This window comes from Cupriavidus sp. UGS-1 (assembly GCF_021213615.1).
Lineage (GTDB): Bacteria > Pseudomonadota > Gammaproteobacteria > Burkholderiales > Burkholderiaceae > Cupriavidus.
This window is the reverse complement of sequence record NZ_JAJQJF010000001.1, coordinates 456,633-473,392: the sequence shown is the minus strand read 5'-3', so window position 1 is coordinate 473,392 and position 16,760 is coordinate 456,633. Positions and strand designations below refer to the sequence as shown.

General features: G+C 69.3%; 13 protein-coding genes. 5 read left to right on the top strand and 8 right to left on the bottom strand.

Annotated features, from left to right (window positions below; all coding sequences use genetic code 11):
• The first annotated feature begins 89 nt into the window (after positions 1–89).
• Genes LRR16_RS01995 through LRR16_RS01985 form a run of 3 tightly spaced genes read left to right on the top strand, consistent with a single transcriptional unit; the run spans position 90 to position 2,628 of the window.
• Positions 90–1,337, top strand: a complete 1,248-nt coding sequence (locus tag LRR16_RS01995) for a beta-ketoacyl-[acyl-carrier-protein] synthase family protein (RefSeq protein ID WP_232204638.1) — start codon at positions 90–92, stop codon at positions 1,335–1,337.
• Positions 1,334–2,137, top strand: coding sequence for a beta-ketoacyl synthase chain length factor (locus LRR16_RS01990; protein ID WP_232204637.1), 804 nt, complete (start codon positions 1,334–1,336; stop codon positions 2,135–2,137). The genes LRR16_RS01995 and LRR16_RS01990 overlap by 4 nt, the downstream gene beginning before the upstream one ends.
• Complete coding sequence (locus LRR16_RS01985) at positions 2,128–2,628, top strand: hotdog family protein (RefSeq protein ID WP_370646734.1); 501 nt, start codon at positions 2,128–2,130, stop codon at positions 2,626–2,628. Before LRR16_RS01990 ends, LRR16_RS01985 begins: the two co-directional genes overlap by 10 nt.
• 142 nt (positions 2,629–2,770) lie before the next feature.
• Here the strand turns inward: LRR16_RS01985 and fahA are convergent, their stop codons facing one another.
• The 5 genes from fahA to LRR16_RS01960 all read right to left on the bottom strand — a co-directional run bounded on the left by fahA (position 2,771) and on the right by LRR16_RS01960 (position 9,376).
• Positions 2,771–4,051, bottom strand: coding sequence for a fumarylacetoacetase (fahA, locus tag LRR16_RS01980; protein WP_232204636.1), 1,281 nt, complete (start codon positions 4,049–4,051; stop codon positions 2,771–2,773).
• A gap of 68 nt (positions 4,052–4,119) precedes the next feature.
• Positions 4,120–5,448: a homogentisate 1,2-dioxygenase gene (hmgA, locus tag LRR16_RS01975; RefSeq protein WP_232204635.1), complete on the bottom strand. Its 1,329-nt coding sequence runs from the start codon at positions 5,446–5,448 to the stop codon at positions 4,120–4,122.
• Positions 5,449–5,508: 60 nt separating this feature from the next.
• Positions 5,509–7,533 carry an FAD-dependent monooxygenase gene (locus LRR16_RS01970; protein ID WP_232204634.1) on the bottom strand — a complete coding sequence of 675 codons (2,025 nt, stop codon included), beginning with the start codon at positions 7,531–7,533 and terminating at the stop codon, positions 5,509–5,511.
• Positions 7,534–7,597: 64 nt separating this feature from the next.
• Complete coding sequence (locus LRR16_RS01965; protein WP_232204633.1) at positions 7,598–8,557, bottom strand: MBL fold metallo-hydrolase; 960 nt, start codon at positions 8,555–8,557, stop codon at positions 7,598–7,600.
• Positions 8,558–8,974: 417 nt separating this feature from the next.
• Positions 8,975–9,376 carry a helix-turn-helix domain-containing protein gene (locus LRR16_RS01960; protein WP_023264128.1) on the bottom strand — a complete coding sequence of 134 codons (402 nt, stop codon included), beginning with the start codon at positions 9,374–9,376 and terminating at the stop codon, positions 8,975–8,977.
• A gap of 249 nt (positions 9,377–9,625) precedes the next feature.
• Here LRR16_RS01960 and LRR16_RS01955 point away from each other — a divergent pair, with 249 nt between their 5' ends.
• Together LRR16_RS01955 and LRR16_RS01950 are read left to right on the top strand one after the other, a co-directional pair.
• Complete coding sequence (locus LRR16_RS01955; RefSeq protein WP_006580270.1) at positions 9,626–10,225, top strand: TetR/AcrR family transcriptional regulator; 600 nt, start codon at positions 9,626–9,628, stop codon at positions 10,223–10,225.
• A gap of 184 nt (positions 10,226–10,409) precedes the next feature.
• Entirely contained in the window at positions 10,410–11,435 is a 1,026-nt protein-coding gene (locus tag LRR16_RS01950; protein WP_370646733.1) for an alpha/beta fold hydrolase, read from the top strand.
• Between the two features lie 17 nt (positions 11,436–11,452).
• Here the strand turns inward: LRR16_RS01950 and fdhF are convergent, their stop codons facing one another.
• The 3 genes from fdhF to LRR16_RS01935 all read right to left on the bottom strand — a co-directional run bounded on the left by fdhF (position 11,453) and on the right by LRR16_RS01935 (position 16,726).
• On the bottom strand, positions 11,453–14,275 hold the full coding sequence (gene fdhF / locus LRR16_RS01945; protein WP_232204632.1) for a formate dehydrogenase subunit alpha: 2,823 nt from the start codon (positions 14,273–14,275) through the stop codon (positions 11,453–11,455).
• Positions 14,276–14,342: 67 nt separating this feature from the next.
• Positions 14,343–16,052: an NADH-ubiquinone oxidoreductase-F iron-sulfur binding region domain-containing protein gene (locus LRR16_RS01940; protein ID WP_232204631.1), complete on the bottom strand. Its 1,710-nt coding sequence runs from the start codon at positions 16,050–16,052 to the stop codon at positions 14,343–14,345.
• A 461-nt stretch (positions 16,053–16,513) separates the two neighbouring features.
• Positions 16,514–16,726: a hypothetical protein gene (locus LRR16_RS01935; protein WP_006577913.1), complete on the bottom strand. Its 213-nt coding sequence runs from the start codon at positions 16,724–16,726 to the stop codon at positions 16,514–16,516.
• Positions 16,727–16,760 lie beyond the last annotated feature (34 nt).

Here is a 16,760-nt window from a genome sequence, read left to right as displayed (position 1 = left end):
GCAGCCCCGGCGGCGCTGGCGGCCCTGCAAATGTTGGCGCCGCACCGCAGCGCGCCGCCTCGCATCCCGATCGTAAGCTGTCCCCCTCCGTGTCCGCCCTGCAGTTCTCCCATTTCACCGTCACCAGTTGCCTGGGCCATGGCCTGGCCGCGACGTCCGCGGCGTTGCGCGCGCAGCGCAGCGGACTGGCGCCGTGCCGCTTCGGCGACGTGCGGCTGCGCACCCATGTCGGCGAGGTCGCCGGCGTCGACGACGCGCCGCTGCCGTCCGAATTTGCCGGCTTCGACTGCCGCAACAACCGGCTCGCCCGGCTCGCGCTGGAACAGGACGGCTTTGCCGAACGGGTGCGCGAGGCCATCGCGCGTTATGGCGCGCACCGTATCGGCGTATTCCTCGGCACCAGCACCGGGGGGATTCTCGAAACCGAACAGGCCTACCGGCGGCGCGATCCGGCGACAGGCGCGCTGCCGCCCGACTTCGACTATGCGCACCGGCACAGCCCGTTCTCGCTGCCGGCCTTCGTGCGCGCCTACCTTGGCCTGACCGGTCCCGCGGCGGCGATCTCGTCGGCGTGCTCGTCGGGCGCCAAGGTGTTCGCCTCCGCGCGCCGGATGATCGAGGCCGGGCTGATCGACGCGGCGCTGGTCGGCGGCGTCGATTCGCTGTGCCATACCACGCTGTACGGCTTCCATTCGCTGGAGCTGGTGTCTGCCGAGCCCTGCCGGCCCTACGATGCGCGGCGCAACGGCATCTCGATCGGCGAAGGGGGCGCGTTCGGGCTGCTCGAACGATTGCCTGACTCTCGCCGCGAAGGTGGAGCGGCGATGCCCGACGATGCGGTGCTGCTGTGCGGCGTCGGCGAATCCAGCGATGCGCATCACATGTCGAGCCCGCATCCGGAAGGACTGGGCGCACGGCTGGCGATGGAGCAGGCCCTGGCCGATGCCGGGCTGACGCCAGCCGACATCGACTACATCAACCTGCACGGCACCGCCACGCCGAGCAACGACGCCGCCGAGGGCAAGGCCGTGCTGGCGTTGTTCGGCACGACGCCGTGCAGCTCGACCAAGGGCGCGACCGGCCATACGCTGGGCGCGGCTGGCGCGATCGAGGCCGTGATCAGCGCGCTGGCGCTGTGCGAGGGCTGGCTGCCGGCCGGCATCGCCGGTACCGAGCTCGATCCGGCGTTGCCAGTGGGCTATCTGCTGCATACGGACACGTCCGATGCCGGCCATCGTCCCCGCTATGCGCTGAGCAATGCGTTCGGCTTCGGCGGCTCCAATTGCAGCCTGCTGTTCGGCCGCGCCGACGCGCATCTGCGAGGCGAACGGTCATGACGGCGCCGGTGTTCATCGAAGGAATCGGCTTGCTCGGCCCGGGACTGTCGGACTGGCAGCAAGGCGCCGCGGTGCTGCGTGGGGAGGTCCCCTATGTGCATGCCGCGACTGCATTGCCCGCGCCGGAAGGGCTGCCGTCGGCCGAGCGCCGGCGCACCGGCCCCGCGGTCAAGCTGGCGCTGGCGGTCGGCCGGCAGGCGATCGCGGCCAGCGGACGCGATGCCGCCACGCTGGCGACCGTGTTCAGCGCCTCCGGCGCCGACGGCCACAACTACCACGCGATCTGCGAATCGCTGGCGGGCGAGGATCCGCTGATCTCGCCGACCCGCTTCCACAACTCGGTGCACAACGCGCCGGCCGGCTACTGGAGCATCGCCACCGGCGCGATGGCGCCGTCCAACGCGATGTGCGCGCACGACGGCAGCTTTGCCGCGGGCCTGCTCGATGCCTGCAGCCAGGTGCTGGCGACCGGTGCGCCCTGTGTGCTGATCGCCTATGACACCGACTATCCCGAGCCGCTGCGCAGCGCGCGGCCGATTCCCGATGTGTTCGGGCTCGCGCTGGTGCTGAGCGCGGAGCCCGGGCCGGCGACGCTGGCGAGCCTGCGGCCCTCGCTGACGCTCGAAGGCGAGGCGCCGACGATGATGGCCGATGGCGCGCTGGAGGGCCTGCGCGCCGCGATCCCGGCCGCCCGCGCCCTGCCCTTGCTGCAAGCGCTGGCGCGGGGCGACGATGCCGCCCCGGTGCTCGATTATCTGGAACCGCTGCGCTTGCGCGTCGAGGTCGCGCCATGGCGGTGAACGAAGGCCGTGACGACGCTGCGTCGGCGAGCGGCATGGGGCCCGGCACGCCGGTCGGCCGCGGCTGGATCGCCGCGCATATCCCGCATCGCGGCGCGATGTGCCTGCTCGACCGGGTGGTCGACTGGAATGCGATGCGCGTCCGCTGCGAGGCGAACAACCATGCGTCGCCCGATCATCCGTTGCGTGCCGAGGGACGGCTCGCCGCGCTGTGCGGCATCGAATATGCGGCGCAGGCAATGGCCGTGCACGGCGCGCTGCTGACGTCCGGCTCCGCGGCCACGCCGCGCGTCGGCTATCTGGCCAGCGTGCGCAAGGTCGAGATCCACGCCGAGCGGCTCGATACCGTGGCGGGCCCGCTAACGATCGAGGCCGAGCGCATTGGCGGCGACGAACGCCAGGTGCTCTACGAATTCGCGCTGCGCGCCGGCGGCGCCGTGCTGTTGGCGGGCCGCGCGGCGGTGGTGCTGGACGCCACGCCGGGCGGGTGAACCGTCCTCAAACCCGGCGCGGCCCGGTTCGGGCCGGTTCAAGACGCTGGGTCCCCGCTTTCGCGGGGACGACGTCCAATAACGGTATCGCGTCGCCCCCGCGCAGGCGGGGGCCCGTGGCTTTCGATCGTCGAGGCCGGGATTACCCCTCGACCTTCGGTGCCGGCAGCACCTCGCCGCTGACCTCGCCGAAGCCGATGCGATAGCCATCGCCCTGGCACCAGCCGCGCATCACCACTTCGTCGCCGTCCTGCAGGAAGCCACGCTGCGCCCCGCCCGCCAGCTTCAGCGGCTCGTTGCCGTTGCGGGTCAGTTCCAGCAGGCTGCCGTACGAGTCCGGCGTGGTGCCGCTGATCGTGCCCGAGCCCATCAGGTCGCCGACCCGCACATTGCAGCCCGACACCGTGTGGTGGGCGAGCTGCTGCGCCATCGTCCAGTACATCGCACGGAAGTTGGTGCGGCTGATCGGCTCGGCGCGCTCGGCGCCCTGCGGCCGCAGCGCGACCTCGAGTTCGATGTCGTAGGCGTTGCGCGCCGACTGGCGCAGATACGGCAGCGGCTGCGGCGACTGCTCGGGATTGTCGCGGCGGAATGGTTCGAGCGCGTCCATCGTGACGACCCAGGGCGAGATCGACGTGCCGAAGCTCTTGGAATTGAACGGCCCCAGCGGCACGTATTCCCACTGCTGGATATCGCGCGCGCTCCAGTCGTTGAGCAGCACCATGCCGAACAGATAGTCGTCGGCCTGGTCGACGCGCACCGGCTCGCCCAGCGCCGAGTCCTTGCCGACGATGAAGCCCATCTCCAGTTCGTAGTCGAGCTTGCGGCAGGCGCCGAAGATCGGGCGCGCCTCGTTCGGCAGCTTGATCTGGCCGTTGGGACGATGGATCGGCGTGCCGCTGACGACCACCGAGCTGGCGCGGCCGTTGTAGCCGATCGGGATTTCGAGCCAGTTCGGCAGCAGCGCGTTGTCCGGGTCGCGGAACATGCGGCCGACGTTGGTCGCGTGCTCCTTCGACGAATAGAAATCGGTGTAGCCCGGAATCTGCACCGGCAGATGCAGCGTCGCGCCGGCCATCGGCACCACCGCGCGCTCGCGCAGCGCAGCGTCGTCGCGCAGCGTCGGCGTGCCGGCGGCCAGCAGTTCGGCGATGCGCTGGCGCGTCTCACGCCAGACCGGACGGCCCAGCGCGATGAAGCGGTTCAGCACCGGCGCGGCGAAGGTGCCGCGCGCAGCAGCCGGCAGCAGGCCGGCTTCGTCCAGCACCGACAGGTCGACGATGCTCTCGCCGATCGCGACGCCGACGCGCGGCGCCTGCGCGCCGTGCGAGAACACGCCATAGGGCAGGTTCTGCAGCGGGAAGTGGGTGGCGGCGTCGTTGGCCGATTCGATCCAGCTGCGGGAGGATTGGGCTTGAGTCATGGATGCAATGCGTTGGATGTTTGGCTGTGTTTCGGTACGTCGATGCTATCGCCGGGGAACGCGCGCGATCAGCGCACGTTCGGGTTGAAATGCTTCTTTAGCCCTTGCCAGCAGTGCTGATAGTCGGGCTGCAGCGCGGCCGATTCGGCGGCGAAGCGCGTGGGCCGGATCACCGTCGGCGTCTCGAACATGAAGGCCATCGTGTCGGAGATGCGGTGCGGCCTGGTGGTGTCCGCTTCAGAGGCACGCGCGAAGGTCTCGGCGTCGGGGCCGTGGCCGCTCATGCAGTTGTGCAGGCTCGCGCCGCCCGGGGCAAACCCTTCGGCCTTGGCGTCGTAGACGCCTTCGATCAGGCCCATGAACTCGCTGGCGATATTGCGGTGGAACCAGGGCGGGCGGAACGAGTGCTCCATCGCCAGCCAGCGCGGGCCGAAGATCACGAAGTCGATGTTGTCGACGCCCTCGGTATCGGACGGGCTGTGCAGCACCAGGAAGATCGACGGGTCCGGATGGTCGAAGCTGATCGAGCCGATCGTGTTGAAGCGGCGCAGATCGTATTTGTACGGCGCGTAGTTGCCATGCCAGGCCACCACGTCCAGCGGCGAATGGTCGATCTTCGCGCGCCACAGATTGCCCTGGAACTTCGCCACCAGCTCGAAGTCGCCCTCGACGTCCTCGTACCAGGCCACCGGCGTCTGGAAGTCGCGCGGATTGGCCAGGCCATTCGAGCCGATCACGCCGAGGTCGGGCAGCTTCAGCAGCGCGCCGTAGTTCTCGCAGATATAGCCGCGCGCCTCGCCGTCGAGCAGCTCGACGCGGAAGCGCACGCCGCGCGGCACCACCGCGATCTCCTGCGGCTCGACCTCGAGCACGCCCAGTTCGGTGGCCAGGCGCAGCCGGCCCTGCTGCGGCACGATCAGCATCTCGCCGTCGGCGTTGTAGAAGAAGCGGCCCTGCATCGAGCGGTTGGCCAGGTACAGGTGGATGCCGCAGCCGACCATCGCGTCGGGGCCGCCGTTGCCGCCCATCGTGACGATGCCGTCGATAAAGTCGGTCGGCGCGTCCGGCATCGGCAGCGGGCTCCAGCGCATCTGGTTCGGCGACGGCGCCACCTCGTCGAAGCGGCTGACGATGCGCGATTGCTCGATCTTGACGAAGGACTCGTGCACCGCCGCCGGGCGGATCCGGTACAGCCACGAGCGGCGGTTGTGCGCGCGCGGCGCGGTGAAGGCGGTGCCCGAGAGCTGCTCGGCGTACAGGCCGTACGGCGCGCGCTGCGGCGAATTCTGTCCGACCGGCAGCGCGCCCGGCAGCGCTTCGGTGGCGAATTCGTTGGCGAAGCCGGACTGGTAGCGCAGCGCGCCGGTGTCGGTGTCTTGGCGTAGTGCTTCGGTCATGGTGGTCCTGACAGAGGTTCGGGAAGGGTTCTCGGAAAAAAATCGGCTTGATGGATCGGCTTACGCCGGAACCGGAATCGGCACGGCGGCGTCCGCTTGCGGCCCCGGCACCGCGGGTGGCACCGCGGCGCGCGCCAGCGCCATCGCTTGCCGCAGTACCGCGGTGTCGCCGATATGGTTGGCCAGCAGCAGGATCAGCTGCGCGTTGGCGGCCTGGCTTTGCGCATCGCTCAGATCGCGATGCATCTCGAGCAGCGACTCGTAGACGCCGTCCGGCTGCGCGAGATTCGGTTCGGTGACGAGCCGCGCGTGCTGCGGCTGCGGCTGGGCCGGGGCCGCGCGCCACTGCACGTCGATCATGCCGAGCGCGCGGCGCAGCGCGGCCAGCAGCGCGTCGTGGTCGACCTCGCGCCAGCGTGCGCAGACATGCTGGTCCGGGCGCAGCAGATAGCAGGTGCCGGGCTGGCCGTCGTAGCGGCGCACGGCCAGGCCTTCGACGTCTTCGAGCACGACCGCGCCGCGCGGCAGCGTGGGCGTGGGCTGCGCCGATGGCGTCGGTGGCATCATGCAAACCACTTTCAACGGCACCGGCGCGGCGCTCAATTGTTCGAGCGCCGTGCGCGCCGCGGACGACAGGCCCTGCGCATCGGCGAACACCAGCGCGGTAAAGCCGTTGCCCAGATGCGGCAGCAGCCAGCTCTCGCGCTGCCCCTTGTCGCCGACCACGCGCACCGGCGCATCGGCGCAGACCGCGCCGGGCACCATCGCGCCGGCGAACGGCGCGCTGTCCGGCGTGTTCAGCGGCGAAGGCGCCAGCACGGTCGGCGTCGACAACCGGCCGCTATTGACCAGCTGGCGCGCGAACGGATGCTGACGGGCGAGCCGCAGCACGCTGTCGCGAAACACGCGGCTGGTGGCGCTCTTCGGCGTGATGAAATCGGTCGAGCGCGTCGAATGCAGGATGTTCTCGTCGGCCGCGTATTCGCGCTCGCTGGCATAGGTGTCGAGCAGCGCGTCGGGCGCCCGCCCTTCGAGCACCAGCCGCAGCTTCCACGCCAGGTTCTCCGCGTCCTGCACGCCGCTGTTGGCGCCGCGCGCGCCGAACGGCGACACCCGATGCGCGGCGTCTCCGGCGAACAGCACACGGCCATGGCGAAAACGCTCCATCCGCTGGCACGAGAAGGTGTAGACGCTGACCCATTCGAGCTCGAACTGCGCGTCGGGCCCGAGCAGCGCGCGCAGCCGCGCCAGCACGCGTTCGGGCTGACGCTCCTGTTCGGGATCGGCATCCCAGCCCAGCTGGAAATCGATGCGCCAGATATTGTCCGGCTGCCGATGCAGCAGCACCGACTGGTTGCGGTTGAACGGCGGATCGAACCAGAACCAGCGCTCGGCCGGGAAGCCGGCGGCCATCTTCACATCGGCGATCAGGAAGCGGTCGCGGAAGGTCCGGCCCTGGCTTTGCAGCCCCATCAGCTGGCGCACGGGACTGCGCGCGCCGTCCGCCACCACCACGTAGCGTGCCGGCAGCGTGTAGTCGCCATCCGGCGTCGACACCGTCAGCACGACATGATCTTCCTGCTGGCGCAGCCCGCTGACGCCATGACGCCAGCGCAGTTCGAGTCCTTCCAGTTCGGCGGCCCGATCGACGAGATAGCCCTCGACGTAGTACTGCTGCAGGTTGATGAAGGCAGGACGATGGTGACCGCTCTCCGGCAGCAGATCGAAGCTGTAGACCTGCTCCTGGTCGAGGAACACGCGGCCGACGTGCCAGCGCACACCCTTGTCGACCAGCCGCTCGCCGCAGCCGAGGCGATCGAAAATATCGAGCGTGCGCTTGGCGAAGCAGATCGCGCGCGAACCGCTGGCCAGCGTGCAGTCGTCATCGAGCAGCACCACCGGCACCTGCTGCTGCGCCAGGTCGATCGCCGTGGCGAGGCCGACCGGACCGGCCCCGATCACGACCACCGGCCGTACCGCGGGCCGCGCGTCCGGCTGCTGCTCGGCGCAGCGCCGGTAGGCGAAGGTGCGGGCCTGGTAGTTGTCGCCTGCCTGAGCCGTGGTTTCCTCAGCTGTGGTTTCCATGTCGTCTCCCTCCGGCCGTCGCGCCCGCTGTCCCGCGGACTGCGGCGGCCAGCATGCCGCGCCTTCAGTCCTGCAGCGCTGCCCACATTTCCTTGTCGCGCTCGGCGGTCCAGATGCGCGGATGCTTGATGCCACTGGCCTCGTCATAGGCGCGCGCCACGTCGAACGGCAGGCAATGCTCGTAGATGAAGACGTGGCCGAACTTCGGATCCATCGCCGCGCGCGTATGCGCCATCGCGCCCTTCAGGTCCAGCTTCTGCGCCACCGCCTCGCGGCCGCGCTGCAGCAGCGTGCTGACGAAATCGCGCGTGTAGGCGAGGCCCTTGTCGACCTGTTCCGGCGTGGTCAGCGCGGGTCCGCGTCCCGGCACCAGCGCCTGCGGCTGCAGCGCGCGCAGCGCGTCGAGCGTCGCCGGCCATTCCTCCAGCTGCGCGTCGCCGCAATAGCAGGCCGCGTCGTACTCGACCAGGTCGCCGGAGAACAGGATCTTCTGCGACGGAATCCACACCACGGTATCGCCCTTGGTATGGCCCGGACCGAGATGCAGGATCTTGACCTCGAGCTTGCCGAGGAACAGCGTCAGCTCGCGCTCGAACACCAGGTTCGGCCACGTCAGGCCCGGCACGGTCTCCACGCCGGCGAACAGCCGCGGGAACCGCTCGATCTCGGACTTCATGTCGGCCTCGCCGCGCTCGACGATCATCTCGTACGTGCCGCGGCTGGCGATCACGTTCTGCGCGCCTTCGTCGAAATAGGCCGAGGCGCCCAGCACGCGCACCGCGTGGTAGTGCGACAGCACCACGTGCTTGATCGGCTTGTCTGTCACGGTGCGGATGCGCGCGATCAGATCCTGCGCCATCGCCGGCGTGGCGGTGGTGTCGACGATCAGCACGCTGTCGTCGCCGATCACCACACCGGAATTCGGATCGCCCTCGGCGGTATAGGCGTAGGCGTTGTCGGACAGTTTGGTGAAGGTGACCTGTTTCGCTTCGAGGTCCGCTTGCGACGCAAAGGCTTTGGACATGGGGCTTGTCTCCGTTGTGCTTGTAGCTACCGGGGTTCCGCTGTGGGCTCCGCTGGCTCGCCTTTCCCAGCATAGCCCGCGAGGCGTGCCGGCCGTGGCCCGCATCGTCAATTACGGATTGTGAAACGAATTTACCGAATCGTAATCACCGGCACGAAGGGTGTCAATCGGATCCGGCCCCAAAGGCCGGACGGAGAACCGGAACAGAACGACGACGGAGGACGAGGGCGGCCATCGGCGGCACGGCGATGTGCGCGCGGCGCCGGGTGCCGGTCTCAGGAAGCGGAAAAGGAGGAAGCGGGAGGCGGGAGCGCGTCCGGACGAACGAGCCGCGTCACGCCGCACGCGGTCGGACGCCGCGCGGTGCCAATACCAGCGGCCGGACGAACGCCGGCCGCCAACGGAACAATGACAGGATCAGACGGGCTTCTGGCCTTCGCCCTGCGGGGAGCCCATGCCCCCTGCGCCGGACGTGCCGCCGCCGGAGGAGGCGGACGAAGCCGAGGACGCCGAGGCGCCGCCGGCCGGACCGGCCATCGAGGCGGCAGTCACGCCGCCGTTGCGGCTGGCGATGAAGGCATTGACGTCCTGCGCCAGATGCTGGGGGGCAAGCACCACCTCCAGACCGAGCGCCTCGCAGGCGGCCAGGAAGGTGCTCATACGCGGATCGGCCTGGCCCGACTCCGCACGCAGATACGCCTCCCGGGAGATCCCGGCCTTGCGGGCGACGTCCTCCTGCTTGAGCTTGCGCGCTCGGCGCAACGCCCGCAGTTGCCGGAACGGTTCGCTAGCGCCTCGTGGCACGGCTGTACTGTTCATATCGGTCTCCAGTCACCAAAAAAGAAAGTGCGCGGACGTGCATTCGAGTATAGAGCACACGTCGCGTTCCGTATGTAATCAGGGAAACACTTTTACAGATTTCACGATTTGTGCCGGTTGGCTTTCCTCCAGCCCCTGCCGTCTCGATATCGGGCCCTTTGAAGTGCCCGTGCTTCCACAATAGCGAATCGACCTCGTTAGCGCCAAGTTCGGTTTGACAGACCGACCGGTCGTGCTATTCTTCCGAGCATGCAAAAAGGCCAGCTGACGCGCAGCGCAATCATCGCTCAGGCATTCGATACCGCCACGCGGATCGGATTCGAGCAGCTGTCGCTTGCCGAACTGGCCGCCAGCACGGACATGTCCAAGAGCGGCCTGTACGCGCACTTCAAGTCGAAGGAGGCCCTGCAGCAGGCAGTGCTGGAACTGGCGATCGAGCGCTTCACGGCGATGGTGGTGCAGCCCGCGCTGCGCCAGCCGCGCGGCGTACCCCGTCTGCGCGCGCTGTTCGAAGGACAGCTCGAATGGATCGGCAGCACCGACTCCGGCGGCCGCTGCCTGTTCATGGCGCTGGGCCAGGAATATCGCGACCGGCCCGGCGTGATCCGCGACATGCTGGTCCGCGCGCTGAAGGACTGGAACGGCATCGTGGTCCGCGTGGCGACGGACGCGATCCAGGACGGCGGCCTTGGGGCGGACGAGGAACCGCGCCAGATCGCCTTCGAGATGGCCGGCATCGTGATGGCCTTCCAGCAATCGCTGAAGATGCTCGGGCGCGCCGACGCGCAGGCGATGGCGCGCCGCGCCTTCCAGTCGCTGGTGACACGCGGCAAACGCGCGGCCGCATAGCTTGCTGGGGTCACCGGCGCGGAACCGTTTTGCGCTGGTCCAGGCGGCAACGTTTTCGTTCGGTAACATTTTCGCCGATAAATAGCACGACCGGTCGGTCTTATCGAGGCCCGAGAGAGATGCAGGAGGGGCCGCGCAGCGAGGTCGACGGGCCAGGGATGGAACCGCAAACGGAGTGAATATCGTGACACAGGCCCTGTCTTCCCGCCGCCCCGGCCAAGCCGCGCCGGGCCAGCTCGCCGCGCGGCTCGCGCAGGCCGGCCTGGCATGGCGGCGCCTGCGCTGGCAGACCGCGTCGGCGCTGTTTCCCGAGCAGACGGCGCGCGCCTTCGAGCGCGCGTGGTTCGGCGTGCCGCAAGCGAATATCGATGCCGCCGGCCAGGCCTTCCTTGCCGGCGCGCGCGCCGACTGGGCGCTGGTGACCGGCGGCGGCGCGACGCGCCGCGTGCGCGTCTACCGCTGGCATGGCGAAGGTCCGGCGGTACTGCTGGCGCATGGCTGGGGCGGCAACGCCGCGCACTGGCAGACGCTGGTGCCCGCGCTGCTTGCCGCCGGTCACCGCGTGGTCGCCTTCGACGCGCTGTCGCATGGCGCCTCCGATGCCGGTGCACTAGGGCCGGGCCAAAGCTCGCTGATCGAGATGTCGCGGGCACTGCTGGCGGCCGCGTGGCACGCCGGGCCGATCCAGGCGGTGGTGGCGCACTCGCTGGGCTCCGCCGCGGCGGCGCTGGCGCTGCGGGAAGGATTGCCTGCCGGCGCCGCGGTGCTGATCGGCGCGCCTGCCGACATGCGCCATGCCTCGGCCACGCTGGCCTGGCAGTTGGGCGTGGCGCCGGCGGTGCTGGCACGCGTCCAGCGCAACAGCGAACAGTGGCTCGGCATGCCGTGGGGAGACTTCAACGTGCCCGACATCGGCCGCTGCCGGCCGGTGCCGCCGACGCTGGTCGTCCACGATCGCCACGACAAGGAGGTGCGCTGGGAGGATGGCGCGGCAATAGCCGGCGCGTGGCCGGGCGCGACGCTGCTGACCACCGAGGGCCTGGGCCATCGGCGCATCCTGCGCGATGCCGGCGTGATCGAGCAGGTGGTGACGTTCCTCGCGCAGCGCCTGTCGTCGCGCGGCACGCGCACGCCCATGGTAGCGCCGCTGCATACCGAGCGGACGCTGCACGCGCCGTTGCGGGCCGGCGATCTCGGGCTGGTTCGATAATTCGGCGCGTCAGCGGCCTATCCCGCCCGCGCCAGGATCTGTCCGCCCCCATAGCTGGACTGCACCGGCGGCGTGCCGCCCAGCGTCACCCGAATCGCGCAGTACTTGAACTCGGGGATCTTGCCGAACGGATCGAGCGCGGAATTGGTCAGCTTGTTGATCGCCGCCTCGTAGTAGCAGAACGGCACGAACACCGCGCCGCGCGGCGTGCCCTCGTCGGCGCGCGCGTACAGCGCGACCTCGCCGCGGCGTGACGCCAGCGTGATGATGTCGCCCGGCTTGCCGCCCCACTGCGCCAGGTCCAGCGGATGGACCAGCGCGGTCGGATCCGGCTCGAGCGCATCGAGCACCCCTGCCCTTCGCGTCATGCTGCCGGTATGCCAGTGTTCGAGCTGGCGTCCGGTGATCAGCACGAACGGATAGTCGTGGTCCGGCCGTTCCGCCGCCGGCACGATATCGGCCGGCACGAAGCGGGCGCGCCCGCTTGGCGTCGGGAAGCTGTCGGTAAAGATCACCGGCTCGCCGGCATCGCCTTCGGCGCGGCACGGGTAGGTCACCGCGTGCTCGCGCTGCAACCGCTCCCAGCTGATTCCCGCGATGCTCGGCATCGCCAGCCGCATTTCGTCGAACACGTCGGCCACGCCGTCGTAGCGCCAGTCCAGGCCGAGCTGCGCGGCCATCTGCTGGATGATCCAAAGATCCTGGCGCGCCTGTCCCGGCGGATCGATCGCCTGCCGGCCCAGCTGCACGATGCGGTCGGTATTGGTGAAGGTGCCGGTCTTCTCGGGGAAGGCCGAGGCCGGCAGCACCACGTCGGCGAGGTAGGCGGTCTCGGTCAGGAAGATGTCCTGCACCACCAGATGATCGAGCGCGGCCAGCGCCTCGCGCGCATGCTGCGCGTCGGGGTCCGACATCGCCGGGTTCTCGCCCATGATGTACATGCCGCGGACCTCGCCGCGCTCGATCGCCTGCATCACCTCGACCACCGTCAAACCCGGCTGGCGATCGAGCGGCGTACCCCACAGCGCCTCGAAGCGCGCGGCGGCGTCGGCATCGTCGACGCGGCGGTAGTCCGGATACATCATCGGGATCAGCCCGGCGTCCGAGGCGCCCTGCACATTGTTCTGGCCGCGCAGCGGATGCAGGCCGGTGCCGGGCCGGCCGATCTGGCCCGTCATCAGCGCCAGCGCGATCAGGCAGCGCGCGTTGTCGGTGCCGTGCACGTGCTGCGACACGCCCATGCCCCACAGGATCATCGCGCTGCCGGCGGTCGCGTAGAGCCGCGCGACATGGCGGATCGTCTCCGCGTCGATGCCGCAGATCGGCGCCATCGCCTCGGGGCTGTAGGCGGCGACATTGCGTTCGAGCTCGTCGTAGCCGATCGTGCGGCTGTCGATGAAATCGCGATCGACCAGCCCCTCGGTGACGATCACATGCATCATCGCGTTGAGCAGCGCGACGTCGGTATCCGGCTGGAACTGCAGGAAGCGATAGGCGAAGCGCGCCAGGTCCGAGCGGCGCGGATCGGCGACGATCAGCTTGGTGCCGTTGCGCACCGCGTTCTTGATCCAGCTCGCCGCCACCGGATGATTGACGGTCGGGTTGGCGCCGATCAGGATCACCACCTCGGCCTTGCCGACGTCGATCACCGGGTTGGACACCGCCCCCGAGCCGATCCCTTCCAGCAGCGCCGCCACCGACGACGCATGGCACAGCCGCGTGCAATGGTCGACGTTGTTGCTGCCGAAGCCGGTCCGCACCAGCTTCTGGAACAGATAGGCCTCCTCGTTGCTGCCCTTGGCCGAGCCGAAGCCGGCCAGCGCGCGCTTGCCGTGGGTATCGCGAATGCGCGCGAGGCCGCCGCCGGCCAGCGCCAGCGCCTCTTCCCACGTCGCCTCGCGGAACACCTCCATCACGCGCTCGGGATCCATCACCGCATCGCCGCGCTTGGGCACGCCCTCGCGGCGCACCAGTGGCACCGTCAGCCGATGCGGATGCGCGGCATAGTCGAAGCCGTAGCGGCCCTTGACGCAGAGCCGCGCGTGATTGGCCGGACCATCGCGCCCCTCGACGTACTGGATGCGGTTTTCCTTGACGTGATAGGTCAGCTGGCAGCCGACACCGCAGTACGGGCAGACCGATTGCACCTGCTTGTCCGGCACCGCCAGCGCGGCGGCGCGCGCCGGCATCAGCGCGCCGGTCGGGCAGGCCTGCACGCATTCCCCGCAGGCCACGCAGGTCGACGCGCCCATCGGGTCGTCCATGTCGAACACGATCTTCGCGTCGGCGCCGCGCAGCGCGATGCCGATCACGTCGTTGGCCTGCTCGTCGCGACAGGCGCGCAGGCAGCGCGTGCACTGGATGCAGGCGTCAAGGTTGACCGCGATGGCCGGATGCGACAGATCGGGCGCCACGGGCGCGCGCGGCGCAAAGCGCGGCTTGCCGATCTCGAGCCGGGCAGACCAGCGGTCCAGCTCGCTGTCGCGCGTGTACGCGGTCTCGGGCATGTCCGATTGCAGCAGCTCGAGCACCATGCCCTGCGCCTTGCGCGCGCGCGGCGAATCGGTCTGCACCTTCATGCCGTTGGCCGGCTGCCGGCAGCACGACGGCGCCAGCACGCGCTCGCCGTCGATCTCGACCATGCAGGCGCGGCAGTTGCCGGCCGGCTCGAGGCCGTCCTTGTAGCACAGGTGCGGGATCTCGACGCCCTCGCGCTTCGCCACCTGCAGCAGCGTTTCTCCGGGCGCGGCCACCACCTCGCGGCCGTTCAGCTGGAAGGCGACCGAGGCCGGATCGGAGGCCTGGACGAGTGCGCGTTCGGCGCGGGTCAATGCATTCATGGCGGTCTCGTGGTTCTGTCGTGCGGCGTCTTTCGGCGTCTTTCGGTGTCTTTCCGCTTTGCGGGGCTCAGGCCAGCTCGTGCGGGAAATAGCGGATCACGCAGTCGATCGGATTGGGCGCGGCCTGGCCCAGGCCGCAGATCGACGCATCGCGCATCACCGCGGACAGGTCGGCCAGCGCCTCGCGGTCCCACTGAGGCTGCGCGATCAGCTGCACGGCCTTGGCCGTGCCGACGCGGCAGGGCGTGCATTGGCCGCAGGACTCGTGCGCGAAGAAGTGCATCAGGTTGCGCGCCACGTCGACGGCGCGGTCATGGTCCGACAGCACCACCACCGCCGCCGAGCCGATGAAGCAGCCATGCGGCTGCAGCGTGTCGAAGTCCAGCGGGATATCGCCCATCGACGCGGGCAGGATGCCGCCAGACGCGCCGCCCGGCAGATAGCCGTAGAAACGATGGCCATCGAGCATGCCGCCGCAGTACTCGTCGATCAGCTCCGTGATCGTGATGCCGGCCGGTGCCAGATGCACGCCCGGCTTGTTGACGCGGCCCGACACCGAGAACGAGCGCAGTCCCTTGCGTCCATGCCGGCCCCGCCCCGCGAACCACTCCGCGCCGCGCTCCAGGATGTCGCGCACCCAGTACAGCGTCTCGAAGTTGTGCTCCAGCGTCGGCCGGCCGAACAGGCCGACCTGCGCCACATAGGGCGGCCGCAGCCGCGGCCAGCCGCGCTTGCCTTCGATCGATTCGATCATCGCGGACTCTTCGCCGCAGATATAGGCGCCGGCGCCGCGCCGCAATTCGATCGGCGGCAGAGCGGCGCACGGCGGGTCCTCGCGCAGCCGCCGCAGTTCCTCGGTCAGCAGCGCGCGGCAGCCGGCATACTCGTCGCGCAGGTAGATATAGATCGCATCGATCTGCACGACCTGCGCGGCGATCAGCATGCCTTCGAGGAAGCGATGCGGATCGCGTTCCAGATAGAAGCGGTCCTTGAAGGTGCCCGGCTCCCCTTCGTCGATATTGACGGCCATCATTCGCGGTCCCGCCTCGGCCCGCACGATGCGCCATTTGCGGCCGGCCGGAAAACCGGCGCCGCCCAGCCCGCGCAGTCCCGCGTGCTCCATCGTCGCGATCGCATCGTCGGCGGACAGCGCGCCTTCGGCCACCGCACGCAGCGTCCGGTAACCGCCCTGCTCACGATAGGCCAGGTAGTCGACGTACGGCTCTGGCTCGTGGCGCACCGCCCCCGCGGCGACACGTTCGGCGATCGCCTCGGCGCTCGCCACATCGACCGGATTCTGTCCGACCAGCGCCGCCGGCGCCCGCTCGCAGCGGCCGATGCAAGGGGCGGCGACCACGCGCACGTCGGTGCCGAGCAGCGCCGGCAATTTGTCGAGCAGCGACTGCGCGCCGGCCATCTCGCAGGCGATGCCCTCGCAGACGCGCACGGTCAGCGCGGGCGGCGGCGCGATTGCACCGTCGGCATCCTCGCGCACGACGTCGAAGTGGTGATAGAAGGTCGCGACCTCGTAGACCTCGGCCTGCGACATCTTCATCTCGGCCGCCAGCGCGGCCAGATGCGGCGCGGCCAGTTGTCCATAGCGGTCGTTGATCGCATGCAGATGCTCGATCAGCAGATCGCGCCGGCGCGGCGCCTCGCCGAGCAAGGCGCGGACTTCGGCGAGCGCGGCGGGGTCGACCTGCCGCCCCTTCGGTTGGCGGCGCTTGCGCTGGCGGCCGATGCTCTCGACCGGAATGGGGATTACGACATGGTTCATGGCCATCTCTGTTCGTTGTCGTGGATGCCTGGAGAGCGCCGCGGGGGGACGCCGCCGGTCGATGATAGCGCCATCGGCCGTGGCAACTCGCAGACGACGCTCCCGCTTCTCCGCCGGCACTGCCCTGGGTCACTGCCTCGCGTCAAATCGACTCGCGGACGTTTCACGGTCTCCATGCATCCAGTCGCCAGATGCGTCGTCAACGTCCGCTAGTGTTATACGGTATGTGATATATCAAAATGGTCAAGGCGTTTTCGCTTGTCCATCCATGGCTGTCGACTCAAGAGACGGCGGACTGCCGCGCAATGACGCCCTGCGGCGGAGAGGAAGAGAGGGGAAAAGAGAGAAAAAGGAGGGGGAACGACGAGGGAACGCGCGACTGCGAAGCCGCTGGCCACGGGCGGGTTCGTCCGTCGCTATGGCCGCGAGAGACGACCGGGGCGTGGCCAGCGAACTTGCGATCAGGCATGAGTCAGCACGAACTGGCCGGCGGCCTTGTGCGAGTCCTCGGTGGCGTCCTCCTCGCGGGGCGCGCTACCGAATCCGGCCAGGCGGCCATGCGCCTGGGCGCGCAGCAGCGCCGGGGCGGGCAGAGAGGTCGCGAGCAGCACGGTGGCGGACACGCCGAGAGAGAACAGGCCAAGCGACAGCAGGGTCAACAGGGTGGTTTGCATCAGGACACTCCGATAAGACATCAATCAAGGAATG

Excerpts from the sequence above, each read along its gene's own strand:
- LRR16_RS01990 (WP_232204637.1), top strand. The coding sequence starts at position 1,334 with ATGACGGCGCCGGTGTTCATCGAAGGAATCGGCTTGCTCGGCCCGGGA.
- fdhF (WP_232204632.1), bottom strand. The coding sequence starts at position 14,275 with ATGAATGCATTGACCCGCGCCGAACGCGCACTCGTCCAGGCCTCCGAT.
- LRR16_RS01970 (WP_232204634.1), bottom strand. The coding sequence starts at position 7,533 with ATGGAAACCACAGCTGAGGAAACCACGGCTCAGGCAGGCGACAACTAC.
- LRR16_RS01985 (WP_370646734.1), top strand. The coding sequence starts at position 2,128 with ATGGCGGTGAACGAAGGCCGTGACGACGCTGCGTCGGCGAGCGGCATG.
- LRR16_RS01940 (WP_232204631.1), bottom strand. The coding sequence starts at position 16,052 with ATGAACCATGTCGTAATCCCCATTCCGGTCGAGAGCATCGGCCGCCAG.
- fahA (WP_232204636.1), bottom strand. The coding sequence starts at position 4,051 with ATGACTCAAGCCCAATCCTCCCGCAGCTGGATCGAATCGGCCAACGAC.
- LRR16_RS01965 (WP_232204633.1), bottom strand. The coding sequence starts at position 8,557 with ATGTCCAAAGCCTTTGCGTCGCAAGCGGACCTCGAAGCGAAACAGGTC.
- LRR16_RS01960 (WP_023264128.1), bottom strand. The coding sequence starts at position 9,376 with ATGAACAGTACAGCCGTGCCACGAGGCGCTAGCGAACCGTTCCGGCAA.
- hmgA (WP_232204635.1), bottom strand. The coding sequence starts at position 5,448 with ATGACCGAAGCACTACGCCAAGACACCGACACCGGCGCGCTGCGCTAC.
- LRR16_RS01935 (WP_006577913.1), bottom strand. The coding sequence starts at position 16,726 with ATGCAAACCACCCTGTTGACCCTGCTGTCGCTTGGCCTGTTCTCTCTC.
- LRR16_RS01955 (WP_006580270.1), top strand. The coding sequence starts at position 9,626 with ATGCAAAAAGGCCAGCTGACGCGCAGCGCAATCATCGCTCAGGCATTC.